This is a genomic window from Pedobacter sp. B4419, assembly GCF_059693725.1.
On the sequence record NZ_JCASSL010000001.1, the window covers coordinates 2,753,861 to 2,768,328 of the forward strand.

The 14,468-nt window shown below is 41.2% G+C and carries 11 protein-coding genes; 9 read left to right on the top strand and 2 right to left on the bottom strand.

Annotated features, from left to right (window positions below; all coding sequences use genetic code 11):
* Positions 1 to 143: 143 nt before the first annotated feature.
* The 3 genes from lon to AC570H_RS11455 are packed head-to-tail and all read left to right on the top strand — an operon-like array spanning position 144 to position 4,113.
* A complete protein-coding gene (gene lon, locus AC570H_RS11445) occupies positions 144 to 2,621 on the top strand; it encodes an endopeptidase La (RefSeq protein ID WP_497354820.1) in 2,478 nt (825 codons plus the stop codon).
* Positions 2,621 to 3,574, top strand: a complete 954-nt coding sequence (locus tag AC570H_RS11450) for a lipid A deacylase LpxR family protein (RefSeq protein WP_497354822.1) — start codon at positions 2,621 to 2,623, stop codon at positions 3,572 to 3,574. The genes lon and AC570H_RS11450 overlap by 1 nt, the downstream gene beginning before the upstream one ends.
* Positions 3,575 to 3,585: 11 nt before the next feature.
* Complete coding sequence (locus AC570H_RS11455) at positions 3,586 to 4,113, top strand: L,D-transpeptidase family protein (protein WP_497354824.1); 528 nt, start codon at positions 3,586 to 3,588, stop codon at positions 4,111 to 4,113.
* Positions 4,114 to 4,174: 61 nt separating this feature from the next.
* On the opposite strand, the gene AC570H_RS11460 is transcribed toward AC570H_RS11455, so the two are convergent.
* On the bottom strand, positions 4,175 to 5,206 hold the full coding sequence (locus tag AC570H_RS11460) for a hypothetical protein (RefSeq protein ID WP_497354826.1): 1,032 nt from the start codon (positions 5,204 to 5,206) through the stop codon (positions 4,175 to 4,177).
* Between the two features lie 136 nt (positions 5,207 to 5,342).
* A complete protein-coding gene (gene arfB, locus AC570H_RS11465; protein ID WP_497354828.1) occupies positions 5,343 to 5,750 on the bottom strand; it encodes an alternative ribosome rescue aminoacyl-tRNA hydrolase ArfB in 408 nt (135 codons plus the stop codon).
* 179 nt (positions 5,751 to 5,929) lie between these two features.
* Between arfB and cmk the strand changes: the two genes are divergently transcribed.
* The 6 genes from cmk to AC570H_RS11495 all read left to right on the top strand — a co-directional run bounded on the left by cmk (position 5,930) and on the right by AC570H_RS11495 (position 14,399).
* Complete coding sequence (cmk, locus tag AC570H_RS11470; RefSeq protein ID WP_497354830.1) at positions 5,930 to 6,610, top strand: (d)CMP kinase; 681 nt, start codon at positions 5,930 to 5,932, stop codon at positions 6,608 to 6,610.
* 77 nt (positions 6,611 to 6,687) lie between these two features.
* Positions 6,688 to 7,524 carry a 3-keto-disaccharide hydrolase gene (locus tag AC570H_RS11475; protein ID WP_497354832.1) on the top strand — a complete coding sequence of 279 codons (837 nt, stop codon included), beginning with the start codon at positions 6,688 to 6,690 and terminating at the stop codon, positions 7,522 to 7,524.
* 34 nt (positions 7,525 to 7,558) lie between these two features.
* A complete protein-coding gene (locus AC570H_RS11480; RefSeq protein WP_497354834.1) occupies positions 7,559 to 9,043 on the top strand; it encodes a TPM domain-containing protein in 1,485 nt (494 codons plus the stop codon).
* Positions 9,044 to 9,538: 495 nt separating this feature from the next.
* Positions 9,539 to 11,473 carry a 30S ribosomal protein S1 gene (gene rpsA / locus AC570H_RS11485; protein ID WP_497354836.1) on the top strand — a complete coding sequence of 645 codons (1,935 nt, stop codon included), beginning with the start codon at positions 9,539 to 9,541 and terminating at the stop codon, positions 11,471 to 11,473.
* A 267-nt stretch (positions 11,474 to 11,740) separates the two neighbouring features.
* Entirely contained in the window at positions 11,741 to 12,733 is a 993-nt protein-coding gene (locus AC570H_RS11490; protein ID WP_497354838.1) for a S41 family peptidase, read from the top strand.
* Positions 12,734 to 12,737: 4 nt separating this feature from the next.
* Entirely contained in the window at positions 12,738 to 14,399 is a 1,662-nt protein-coding gene (locus tag AC570H_RS11495) for a beta-N-acetylhexosaminidase (protein ID WP_497354840.1), read from the top strand.
* Positions 14,400 to 14,468: the final 69 nt, after the last annotated feature.

Consider the following 14,468-nt stretch of genomic DNA (forward strand, 5'->3'; position numbering starts at 1 on the left):
TTTAATGCTGACTTTTTAACAGGCAATTTAGCGATTTACCTTTTTGGCACAAGAGTTGAAAATATACCCTGTAACATAAAATTAATATTTTTTTAACGGCATGCTGTCACTTTGTCGTTTTATATAGTTAAAGGCCTTATTTAATGAGCAAACAAGATCAATTCGATTTTAGTCAAGCACTACCCATCATAAACGAAGATACAGAGTTCTTTCCGTTGATGTCTCAACAAGACGAAGACGACATGAACAATGAAGAAACGCCAGAAATCCTGCCGATCCTGCCATTGAGAAACACAGTTTTGTTTCCGGGCGTGGTAATTCCGATTACCGTAGGCAGGGACAAATCAATCAAACTGATTAAAGAAGCCTATAAAGGCGACAAAGTAATCGGTGTGGTTTCGCAACGCGATGTTTCGATAGAAGACCCTACTTTTGAACAGCTGAACACCGTAGGTACCGTAGCACAAATTATCAAAATGCTGCAGATGCCAGATGGCAATACCACCGTAATTATACAAGGCAAGCAACGCTTTCAATTGGTAGAAGAAGTGCAATCAGAACCTTATATCAAGGTAATTATTGCAAAATTCGCCGAAACCAAGCACAAAAACGATAAAGAATTTAAAAATCTGGTGGCTTCGATTAGGGAAATGTCTTCTCAAATCATCCAGCTTTCTCCAAATATTCCTAGCGAAGCAGGCATTGCGCTTAAAAATATAGAAAGCACTTCTTTCTTGATCAACTTCATCTCATCGAACATGAATGCAGATGTGGCCGACAAGCAGAAAATGCTCGAAATGGGCAACCTGCGCAAACGTGCAGAAATGGTAATGGAGCTTCTTACAACTGAACTACAGATGTTGGAGCTTAAAAACCAGATCCAATCTAAAGTACGTACCGACCTCGACAAGCAGCAACGCGATTATTTTTTAAACCAGCAGTTAAAAACCATCCAGGAAGAATTGGGTGGCAACTCCTCAGATATGGAGTACGAGGCTTTGCAAACCCGGGGCAGAAAGAAAAAATGGGCCAAGGCCGTTGCCGAGCATTTTGGCAAGGAATTGGAAAAATTAGGTCGCATGAATCCAGCAGCACCCGATTATTCCATTCAGATGAACTACTTGGAATTGTTGCTTGACCTGCCTTGGAACGATTTTACAAAAGACAATTTCGACCTTAAACGTGCGCAACGCATTTTAGACAAAGACCATTTTGGTTTAGAAAAAGTAAAGCAGCGTATTGTTGAATATTTAGCCGTATTAAAGCTAAAAAGGGACATGAAAGCCCCTATTTTATGCTTAGTTGGCCCTCCGGGAGTTGGTAAAACCTCTTTGGGCAAATCGATTGCCAAAGCCTTGAACCGTAAATATGTACGGATGGCCTTAGGAGGCGTTAGGGATGAAGCCGAAATCCGTGGCCATCGTAAAACCTATATCGGTGCCATGCCTGGCCGTATTATCCAGTCGATTAAAAAAGCGGGTGCCGCAAACCCCGTTTTTGTATTGGATGAAATAGATAAGGTAGGTTCTGATTTTAGGGGCGATCCTTCATCAGCATTGCTAGAAGTATTAGACCCTGAACAAAACAATGCTTTTAATGATCATTATGTAGAAACCGATTACGATCTTTCTAACGTACTGTTTATTGCTACGGCCAATTCTTTAAGTTCGATACAGCCTGCCCTATTAGACCGTATGGAAATTATCGAAGTAAACGGTTATACCATCGAGGAGAAAATAGAAATTGCCAAGAAATACTTATTGCCAAAGCAAAAGGAACTCCATGGCTTAAAAAACAAGGATATTACGCTTAAAAGCGCGTTGATTGAGAAAGTAATTGAAGATTACACACGAGAAAGCGGGGTACGTGGCCTAGAAAAGAAAATAGGCTCTTTGGTACGTGGCATTGCCACTAAAATAGCCATGGAAGAAAGCTATGAACCTGTTTTGCATTTGGGTGATGTAGAGCGTATTTTGGGCGCACCGATTTACGATAAGGATCTTTACGAAGGCAATGAGGTGGCTGGTGTAGTTACCGGATTAGCCTGGACCCAAGTTGGAGGCGATATTTTGTTTATCGAGGCCAGTTTAAGTCCAGGAAAAGGAAAGCTAACCTTAACCGGAAACTTGGGCGACGTGATGAAAGAATCTGCCATTATTGCCTTGGCTTATCTTAGGGCACATGCCAATCTGTTCAATATTGAAAATGACTTGTTTGACCAATACGATGTACACGTGCACGTACCTGCGGGCGCTACGCCTAAAGACGGTCCATCGGCAGGTATTACCATGCTGACGGCCTTAACATCGGCATTTACCCAGCGCAAGGTAAAATCTAACTTGGCCATGACCGGCGAGATTACCCTTAGGGGGAAAGTTTTGCCAGTTGGCGGTATCAAAGAAAAGATTTTGGCAGCCAAGAGAGCCAATATTAAAGAGATTATCCTTTGCCAATCGAATCGCAAGGATATTTTAGAGATCAAGGAAGATTATATTAAAGACCTTAAATTTCATTATGTTAGCGAAATGAAAGACGTTATTGAAATTGCATTGACCAAAGACAAGGTGAAAAATGCGCAGGATTTAACCGTTAAAAAAATCGCTTCAAGTAATTCGAACTAATGAAATTAAAGTTCTCTCTGGCATTAACGCTCCTTATGGCCTTTACTGTGGGTGCCTTTGCACAATCGTACAAAAACGAATTTGGTTTTAAAAGCGATAACGATGCCTATCTTTTTTATGGGCAAGACCGTTATTATACCAACGGACTGTTCATCTATTTTCGCCATGCCGTAGACCAGCAAAAACTCGGAGGTAAATTAGAAAAACTAACCTACGAGATTAGTGCGGGACAGAAAATGTACAATCCGGTATCGGGTTACAGACCAGATCCGGCCACACAAGACCGTCCTTTTGCAGGTTATTTATATGCTGGCGGAAACGTTAATCTCTTTTACAAAAACGAGCGTATTTTAAAAGCTGGTATTGAAGTGGGTACTGTTGGTCCAAATGCCTTGGGCGAAGAGGCGCAGGAGCTTTTGCATAAAATTGTTGGCTTTTATGAAATTGACGGCTGGCAATACCAGATCAAAAATGAAATGGCCGTTAATCTTTCGGCGCAGTATACACAATTGTTGCATCGTGCAGCCGATAAACACACTGATTTTTCAGTAGAGGGCTATGCCAATTTAGGAACAACCTTTAGCGGAGCGGGTGCAGGAGTAGTGTTCAGAGCTGGAAAAATCAATCAGCTTTTTAACTCGGCCTCTACCAATTCGGTGATTGGCAACAATGGCAAAACAGAAAAACTGACTAAAAACGAATTCTTCTTTTATGCCAAGCCCCAGCTTAATTTTGTGGCTTATGATGCAACCGTGCAAGGAAGCGTGTTTAACGATGATAGTCCGGTAACTTTCGGCGTAAAGCGCATGGTGTTTGCCCAACAGTTAGGTGTGAATTTCAGTTCGCCACGTTTTACCATCGACTATAGCGTTTTATTTAAATCGAAAGAGATCAAGAGCGTAGCTAAGGCTCACCAGTATGGTACGATTTCGATGTTCTACAGGTTCAATTAAACCTATCGACAATGGGAAAGAAAATAGCAAAATCGGGTTTGATCGTTGTTTTCCTGTTGGTCATTATCGGAATTATTTACAACCTATACCCTGAGCAAAGATTGCCTAAAGGGAGCAACATTGATTATATTCTTGTCAATAAATCAAAAAGGCAATTATTGGCCTACTCAAACGGACGTTTGCTAAAAACCTATCAAATTTCGTTAGGCGATAGCCCGGTGGGACATAAAGTAATTGAGGGGGATGAAAAAACTCCTGAAGGCGTTTATTTGATCAATGCCAAAAATCCGAAAAGCGGCTACCATAACAATTTGGGCATCTCCTATCCCAATGAGCTTGACAAAGCTAAGGCCAAGGCCATGGGCCAATCAGCAGGTGGCGACATCAAAATACATGGACTTAGAAACAAGCTAGGCTTTATCGGAAAATTCCAAAGATTTTCTGACTGGACCAATGGCTGCATTGCGCTAACAAATGTAGAGGTAGATGAACTGGCCAATGCCGTAAAGATCGGAACTAGAATCGAAATCAAGCCTTAATCAATACTCCACAAAAGGCAATTTTTCAATTGCCTTTTGTGGTATACCTTTTTATACGACGCTAATTTTGAAGCTTAGTTTCGTGCTCTTGAATATATTGGGAAATGTATTCTTTTACTGCTGCTTTTTTCTGCACATCTGTAATAAAATCTTCTAATGGAATAAGACCATTTTCGGCAATACGGACCAATTTCGCTTTGTCTTCTGTTGCACTCGAATGCCAATCGTTAATAAAGAAGAAAGGTATTCGCAAACGTGAATTCCATGGTAGTTTTGACAAATCGCCACCGGTAGCTTCATAATAAATAGTAGCCCCTTTATTAGCGTTTAAAGCTACTAAGTCTATTGGATCCAATTCTCCGGTAAAAAGCCCAAAGCCTTTGCTAAGGGTATACCTCAAACCTGCAGCGCTTATTTTCTTCCTATCCTTTCCAGTTGTCGAGGCCTGATAAATGACATTGAAGCTAGCGCCAAGCATAATATCCTGTAAAACATGTGTACCATGCTTCTGAACCAATGAGGCTGGATCTAAAGCAACCAAATCTCTTTCAAAGATACTGCTCAGATAGCCATTACTTACATTGTAGTTAATTTTTACCCTTTTTTGCTCAATAACTCTCGAGTAATATCCGTAAACATATTTCTGATTAAAAGCATTGTCTATATTAAAACCAGCTCTAACTGTATTTCTAAAAAGTTTTAAGCCTTTTGTGGCAGCAAAATCGTTAGAGAGTTGGCTTGACAAATCTGCAGCGTCCGTAGCGGTTTTATTAATGGAGTAAGCTGCCGAAGACCTACCCAGGTCAAATCTAGTAGGATTGGCCGCAGCAAAAGAAGATACATCAATAACTTTTAGTCTTACAGCGTTTTGGCTATTGTACTTATCGGTCACATCATAACCATAGCCTAAAAAATTATAAATACCACTTCCCTGTGGGGATGGATCGGTAAATCTAATGAAGCCGGAAATATAGACATTTATATCTGTGGCCAATTCTACTTTTTCCGGTTCAGGAGGAACTTCGACAGGATTTTTCTTCTTGCATGAAGCAAGCATAGCAATAACTGCTAGTGATAGGATAACTTTTTTCATTTGTGTGTTTTATTTGTGTATCGATTTTTGACAATTTCAATGCCAGTTATATCAAAAACTGTTGGCCGTAAACACCTATTTCACAAACAATTGCGCGAAAAGACAGCTAACAGAATGTCAATAACCAACTAAACCCTTAATAGTCAGGAGATTTTCTATTTTGCTTCTTCTCCGATTTGGCAGATTTATTTTGCAGTCTTTTTTCGATAACCGATTTCGGGATCTTGGTGGGCCTGCGTTTTTTTTGCACCAATAAAGATTTCGCCAGCAAACTGTCTAATTTGATAAGCGCACGTTGTTTGTTAAGGAGCTGACTCCGGTCTTCCTGCGATACGATATGTAAGTTGCCTTCCGTATCTAATCTCGAAGCCAAACGCTCTTGGAGCAATGCTTTCTGCTCGTCGGTAAAAAGCGTACTCATGGCAATGTTAAACACCAGCTCTACTTTGCTCGAAACCTTATTTACGTTTTGTCCGCCTTTGCCCCCACTGCGCGAGGTTTTAACAACTACTTCCTTAATCAGCTCTTCTTTTAGAGGTCCCATGTGGCAAAATTAGCAATTCTTGCGTCAACTGTATTCCAAGCCTTTCGTAATTGTTCTTATTTCATGGTCTTGATACTTGATACTTGATTCTTGATTCTCGATACCCGATACTTAATACTGGTACACCAATCTCATTTCTAACTTTTCATATCTCCTATAAAACATTAACTTTGCACTGCATGAGAAAAAATCTGGTTATAGCAATTGATGGCTATTCATCTTGCGGCAAAAGTACTTTGGCAAAAGCCTTGGCTAAAAAATTAGGTTTCATTTATATAGACAGTGGCGCCATGTACAGGGCAGTTACCTTGTTCTTTATCCGTAACCAGATTGATGAAAACAACCAAGCAGCCGTAAAAGATGCATTGCAGCACATCGAACTCAATTTCCATTCTCGAGATTACGAATCCCACATTTTATTAAACGGCGAAGAAGTTTCTGATGAAATCAGGCAGATGCCCGTTTCAGAAAAAGTAAGCGAGGTTTCGGCCAACAAGCAGGTACGCCACGATATGGTAATGCAGCAACAGCGCATGGGCAAGTCTAAAAACATTGTAATGGATGGCCGTGATATAGGTACAGCCGTTTTTGAAGATGCCCAGGTCAAGTTTTTCATGACCGCCGATCCTAAAATCAGGGCCGAACGCAGGTATAAAGAACTCTTATCTAAAGGCGATACGACGACCACACTGGAAGAAGTTTTCGAAAACCTGGCCCACCGCGATTATGCCGACACCACTCGTGTGGAAAGTCCGCTAACCAGAGCCGAAGATGCCATCATTCTCGACAATACCGAACTTACGCAGGAAGAACAATTAGCTTTTGCCTTAGAAAAGGTTGAACCATTTTTGCCTAAGTAATCATTTCACCCAACAACTCTGGCATTTTCTGAGGTTATCAAATAATTTCCTATTTTAGGTCAGTTTATCTATTTTTTATGAAATCGACCTATTTAAAATCAATTGCCTTATTCGCCTTGATGCTAGGTGGCTTAACTGTACAGGCCCAAAAAGGCTGGATCAATCTGTTTAATGGCAAAGACCTTAAAGACTGGAAAGTAAAAATCTCCAAACACGAACTTAACGACAATTTTGCCAATACCTTTAGGGTTGAAGACGGCTTGATGAAAGTGAGCTATGATGGCTATAGCAATTTTGACGATCAGTATGGCCACATCTTCTATAAAAAACCTTACTCCTATTACCTATTAAAGGTAGAATATCGCTTTGTAGGCGAACAGGCCAAAGGCGGTGCGGGTTGGGCTTTGAGAAACAGTGGCGCAATGCTTCACTGCCAAGCGCCAGAAACCATGCTGAAAGACCAGGATTTTCCCATTTCTATCGAAGGGCAGATTTTAGGTGGCGACGGCGAGCATGAACGTCACACCAGCAATGTTTGTACACCAGGTACCACTATCTATTATCAAGATAAGTTATTTACGCCACATTGCCTGGATTCCAAATCGAAAACCTACCATGGCGACCAATGGGTAACTGCAGAGTTTTTGGTTTTAGGCGATTCTTTGATTCAACATATCATCGATAAGGAAGTAGTGCTCGAATACACCAAACCCCAAGTCGGTGGCGGCAATGTTTCCAATTTCGATCCCAAGGCAAAAGAAGATGGCAAGCGCCTAACTTCGGGCTACATTTCACTGCAAAGCGAGAGCCACCCTATCGAGTTCAGAACCGTAAAACTGTTCGACTTGGCACCTTATGCCAAAGACCAAAAAAAACTGAACCAAATGGTAGAAAAACTGAAGAAAGAGGGCTAGGTTCAGTTGCCAGCGCCCATAAACTAAGATCACAATGAAAAAATTAAGTCTTTCTGTTTTACTTTTTGTACTTGCCCTAACCACTTTTGCCCAAAAATATTATACGTTAGACGAAATCCCAGACCCCAAAAAGAACGGCCAAGATTATTTCGTAAGCGATCCCGAAGGCTATGTTGGCAATATCGACAGCCTGAACAGGTTGCTGATTAAGCTCGAAAAGCAGACCAAGGTAGAAATGGCCGTGGTTGTGGTGGGCAATTTCAAGGAAGATGAAGAAGATGTCGAATTTGCTACAGCCTTATTCAATAAATGGGGAATTGGCAAAAAGGGAAGCAACAACGGCTTATTGCTCTTTATTTCTATCGATAGGCGAAAATACCGTTTCATTAGCGGCTATGGCGTAGAAGGCCTGCTGCCCGATGTAACCCTCAAGCGTATTGGAGAAAAGGCCTTGGTTCCTGCATTTAAGGAAGGCCAGTACAGCGAAGGCATTCTCAATGCCGTTAATACCGTGTATAATGTACTTACCGACGACCGCAGCAGAAGCGAAATCCAATCGCTGGTTAGCCAGGAAAAGAAAAAAGAGAACAGCTGGAAATTCAATCTGCTCTATTCTGTATTGGTGGTATTGCTGTTCTTTATCGTATTTAGGCTATTGAACAGGCAGGCACCCAAATTAAATGCCGAAGACAAGAAAAAGAAAACAAGCTACGATTCGATCTTTATCAAAGGTTGCGTAAGTAGTTTTTTTATAGTTATTGCCTTGGTATTCATCTTCATTTTTGCAGGGAGCTTGGGCTTCTTCAATAAATTAGGATGGAAAGATGCGCCACTAATCCTATATATTGTCTTTGCCATTGTATTCTTTTTCAGCTATACCTACCAACTGGGCAATTTGAGAAAACTGCACAACGACGACAAAAATTTCATGGATGCAGCCAGGTCCTTCCAATGGAAAAACTGGTGGATGCTGCCTTTTTCTCCGCTGATCTTGATCATGTGGTTTAAACACTTGCGGATGCGAAGTAGTTCGGTAGACCGCTTTACTCCTATTAAAGACAGTAAAAACAAGCCAATGACCCGTGTTGACCGTGATGTGAATGTAGAAGGCAGTCCTTTTTTAACAAAAGGCCAACGCAATGAAGAATTGAGCAAAGTTTACGATTACGACATCTGGGAAAGCGAGGACAAGAAAGAGCACATCATTAAGCAATGGCCAGCCGAAGAATATGACCATTTTAGCGAATGTCCGGAATGCCACTTCAAAACTTTTAGCGAACCGAAAGAGATCACGGTTAAAAAGGCCACCTACTCAAGCGAGGGCCAAGCCAAAGAACTGAAGAGGTGCACAAACTGTAAGCATGAGGAATTTATAAGATGGATTACCTTGGCCATGCTGGTGCGCGAAAGTTCATCATCAAGCAGCAGCAGTTCTTCTTCAGGCAGTTCTTCTTCCAGCAGCAGTGGCAGCTGGGGCGGTGGCAGCAGCGGTGGTGGCGGTGCAGGCGGAAGTTGGTAGTTTTAGTCGGAAGTCCGGAGTCAGAAGTCCGGGGTCGGAAGTCCATAGTCGATAGTGCAAAGTTCAATTCGTCATTGCGAGCCTGCGAAGCAATCATCTCTCTCGACGGGTATAGTGGAAGAGGTAAAATGGAAGATGGAAAGGGCTGGCTTAAAACCTATAATTCAAAAATCGTCATTGCGGGCCTGCGAAGCAATCCCATTGCGATGAATGAAAAATAGAAGATGAATTGATCAATCAGCGTGCTTCATCGTTTCTCCTTGCAAAGACAAAATCTTTGAACAGTGCCAGTTTTCAGTTTACAATTGAACAGGTTTAACAATTCAGCAATAGAACAATGGACCATTGACTCATGCCTAATCAGCGAATAAGCTAATGAACCGATAGGCCAATGCGTTAAAAATCAGCAACATTTATTAAAAAAATCTTTTCTTTTAAAAAAGAAATTTCTACCTTTGCAATCCCTAAATAGGGAACAAAGGAGATAATTAATTAATGGCTAAAAAACAAGTAGCAGAAAAAGAACTAGAGGCTAAAACAGCCGAATTGCAAGGTGCAGACGCACGTCTGACCGAAAAAGAGACGATCGAATCAGAAGCTGATTCAGTATCGATCGAACAAATCAAATCATCGTTGGCTACACCAGATCAAGATTTTGACTGGGATGCAGACGATAAAGTATTTGGTAACTACAATGCCGAAGACCGTAAAAAGTTTGAAGACATGTATACCGATACTTTCAACCAAATCACCCAAGGTGAAATCATTAGCGGTACTGTTGTTTCTATCAACAACAAAGACGTAGTATTAAACGTTGGTTTTAAATCAGACGGTTTGGTATCTACTTCAGAGTTCCGTGACATGCCGGATTTGAAAATCGGCGATTCAGTTGATGTATTCGTAGAAGCTCCGGAAGATGCGAATGGTCAATTGATCCTATCTCGTAAGAGAGCTAAAACTCAACGTTCTTGGGAAACCATCAACGCTGCGCTTGACAATGACACCATTATCAATGGTTTCGTAAAAAGCCGTACTAAAGGTGGCTTAATTGTCGACATTATGGGAGTTGAGGCGTTCTTGCCAGGTTCTCAAATCGACATCAAACCTATCCGCGATTACGATATCTACGTGGGTAAAACAATGGAATTCAAAGTTGTTAAAATTAACCACGAGTTTAAAAACGTAGTTGTTTCTCACAAAGTGTTAATTGAAGACGATCTAGAAAGCCAAAAAGTTGAAATCGTTTCTAAATTGGAAAAAGGACAAGTATTGGAAGGTACTGTTAAAAACATCACCGACTTCGGTGTGTTTATCGATTTGGGCGGCGTAGACGGCTTATTGCACATCACTGATATTTCTTGGGGCCGCATAGAGCATCCGAAAGAAGTATTGGCATTGGATCAAAAAATCAACGTTGTTGTTTTAGATTTCGATGACGAGAAAAAACGTATTGCTTTAGGCTTGAAACAATTAACTCCACATCCTTGGGAGAACCTTGACACTAACTTAACCGTTGGTTCAAAAGTTAAAGGAAAAATTGTTACTGTAGCTGATTACGGTGCTTTCTTAGAAATCATTCCAGGTGTTGAAGGTTTGATCCACGTTTCAGAAATGAGCTGGTCGCAAAACCTACGTTCGCCTCAAGAATTCTTGAAAGTTGGCGATGAGATCGAAGCTGAAGTTTTGACTTTAGACAGAGACGAGCGCAAAATGAGCTTAGGTATCAAACAATTGACCCAAGATCCTTGGCAAAATGTTGCTGAAAGATATCCAATCGGAAGCAAACACAAAGCTGTTGTTAAAAACATGACTAACTTCGGCGTGTTCGTTGAGATTGAAGAAGGAATTGATGGTTTGATCCACATTTCTGATCTTTCTTGGTCTAAAAAAATCAACCACCCTAACGAGTTCACCAAAGTTGGCGATACTTTAGACGTAGTTGTTTTAGAACTTGATGTTGATAACCGCAAGTTGAGCTTAGGCCACAAACAATTGGAAGAAAACCCATGGGATACTTTCGAAACTATCTTTACCCTAGATTCAATTCACCAAGGTACTGTAGTTAAAGTAACTGATAAAGGTGCTGTTATTGCTTTGCCTTACGGTGTTGAAGGTTTCGTACCTACCAAACACATGGCTAAAGAAGACGGTTCTGTAATCAAAGCTGACGAAACCAATGACTTCAAAATCATTGAGTTTAACAAAGATGCCAAACGTATCGTTGTTTCTCATGCCCGTATCTGGGAAGAGGCTAAAGCTGAGGCAGTTGCCGAAGAAAGAGCAAGCAAGAAAAAAGAAGCAAAAGCAGCTAGCACTGCAGTTAAAAAAGTAAAAGATTCTGTAGAGAAATCTACTTTAGGCGATCTTAGCGTATTGGCTCAATTAAAAGAGCAAATGGAAGGCGAAGAAAGCAAAAACAAATCTAAATAGTTTTTAACAGCTTAATTTATATGATCCCGATAGCGAAAGTTATCGGGATTTTTTTTTTGCACTGGGTTGACGATAAACGTCTTGCGTTCGGTACCAATGAACAATAAGCTAATGTACCAAGTCTCTTGAACAAACCCATTTAAATAGCCCGGATTGCAGCGGAATTCATATCCGGATTTGCTTAAAACGCCATACGTTGTACGCAATACGTTATACTAATTCCGATTTAAGCGTATATTAGGCCATCCAAATTAATTACCACCTGTAATGAAGAAACCAATCGCCCTACTATTTTTTGTTCTTTTCTTTTCCGTCTCAACATCTTTTGCGCAGGCCGATAGCATCAAAACCTATGTGCTGGATGCCCTAGAATTAATGAAAACCCGTTCGGTTAATAAAGCCCAGGTAGACTGGGATAAAGTTTATGCCACCGCCTTGGCCGAAGCCAAAAATGCCAAAACCATTAGGACTACCTACCCGATCATCAAAAATGCGATGGCCCAGTTAAAGGATGCACATTCTAAATTCTTCCCGCCAGAAATGGTAAAGGCTTATTTATTGGGTTACAGGGCAACCGGCCAAAAGTTTCCAGTAATAGATACTGCTTTTTTAGCCAATCATTACGCCTATATCTCGCTTCCGGCAATAGCCTCTTACAATTTTAGCGACTGGAACGAATACATCAATACTTTTTACCTTAAAGTAGCCAAACTGCAACAGAGAAAGCCAAAGGGATGGATCATCGATATCCGCGATAACGAAGGCGGCATGTTTTACCCAATGTACGCGGCCATATCGCCATTTCTGGACCATACCAAGGTAATAGGAATGAAAGATGCCACAGGCAAGCTCACCTATTTTGGTTATAAAAAGGGAAAGCTATACGAAAACAACACCGTGATGCACCGTTTTAACCTCACCAAACTCGAACTTAAGGCCATCAAACAACCCATTGCCATATTAATCAATAAGGGAACCGCCAGTTCTGGCGAATTTGCAGCCATTGCATTTGCAGGACAACAAAACGTGAGCTTTGTAGGAGAAAATACCGCTGGCCTAACTTCTGGAAACCAGGAACACAAATTGGTCGATGGGGCTTTTATAGTACTTACCGAGGGCAACACGATTGATCGCCTACAAAACGAATACAGCGAAATCGGAAAAGGCCTAACACCCAAGTTTAAGGTCGAAGCTAAAGAGAGCACCAAAACCAACGATCTCTACCTGAAAAAAGCATTAGAAGTATTAAGCAAGAAGTAAAACTATGAAACAAGCAATCATTTTATTGTTAACCCTATTCTCTTTAAAGCTTGGAGCCCAAGAAATCAATATCATTCCCAAGCCGGTTTCAACCAATCTGAAACTTTCAGGCAAACCTTATCTGATCAATGCCAATTCTAAAATTACCTATAACAGTCCATCGATAATGGATGCTTCAATTTTTTTGGACGATTATCTTCAGAAGTACTTTAAGCTTTATCTCGTCACTTCTGATCTGCACCCAAAGGAAAATGTAATTAATTTGATTTTAGACCAAAAATTAGGCTCCCAAAAAGACACCTACCTGCTCGATGTAAATAGCAAAGGGGTTACCATTACAGGAAATTCTGAAGCTGCTGTTTTCTATGGAGTGCAAACGTTGATCCAATTATTACCAACCAAAGCTGGTGAAATTAAAGTCCCTGCACTTACGATTACAGATTACCCCCGCTTCGATTATCGAGGCATGCACCTGGATGTGAGCCGCCACTTTTTTGATATCGCTTTCATCAAAAAATACATCGATTACCTTGCCATGCACAAAATGAATTATTTCCATTGGCATTTAACCGATGACCATGGCTGGAGGATCGAGATCAAAAAGTATCCCAAACTAACCGAAATTGGCGCCTGGAGAGATGGAAGCATCGTTGGTTTATGGCCAGGCAAGGGCAATGAAGGCATCAAATATGAGGTATTGCCTAAAGAAATCAAGATCACACCGAAAGATGCGATCATCAAAACCGATGGAATCCGTCACGGTGGTTTTTACACGCAGGAGCAGATCAAGGAGGTAATAGCCTATGCAGCCAAGCGATATGTAACCATTATTCCAGAAATCGAAATGCCGGCGCATAGCATGGCGCTTTTGGCTGCTTATCCAGAATTGGGAACCGAACCCAACAAAAAATACGAAGTTGCACAAACCTGGGGCATGATGAACAAATACAACAATGTGCTGCAACCTACAGAAAAAACCTTCCAGTTTTTGGAAGACGTTTTGGCCGAAGTGATGGCTCTCTTCCCCTCTACTTATGTGCACATTGGTGGAGATGAGGGTTCGAAAGTTTGGTGGAGAAGTTCTGATGTGGCGCAACAGATCATGAAAGACCATAACCTGAAAGACGAAAGTGCCTTGCAGAGTTATTTCATTCACCGCATAGAAAAATTTGTAAACAGCAAAGGCAAAACCATTATCGGCTGGGACGAGATTTTAGATGGTGGTTTGGCCCCTAATGCCATTGTAATGAGCTGGCGTGGCGAAAAAGGCGGAATAGCCGCTGCTAAAGAAAGCCATAAAGTAATTATGACAACTGAAGAAAAACTCTATTTTAACCATAAGCAGTTTTTGCAGGAAGACAGTTTAGCGGCCAACAAATACCTGCCTTTAGAAACCGTTTATAATTACGAACCGGTGCCGGCAGTGCTTAGCTCAAGCCAAACCCCTTATATTTGGGGCGCACAGGGCAATTTGTGGTCAGAGTACATTGCCAACCCTGCGAAAGCGGAATACATGCTCTTTCCGCGCCTTGATGCCTTGAGCGAAATGTTGTGGAGCCCAAAAGAGACAAGAAACTATACCGACTTTCTCAAACGGATGAAACCCCAGTTTAAGCGTTACGATTTGATGGGAATTACCTATAGCAAAAGATACCTTCAAAATTAATTTGTCTAAACTGTAATTTTTAAGGGCTGTTGCCTACTAACTAACAACAAAAAATTGATCAATTGGCCG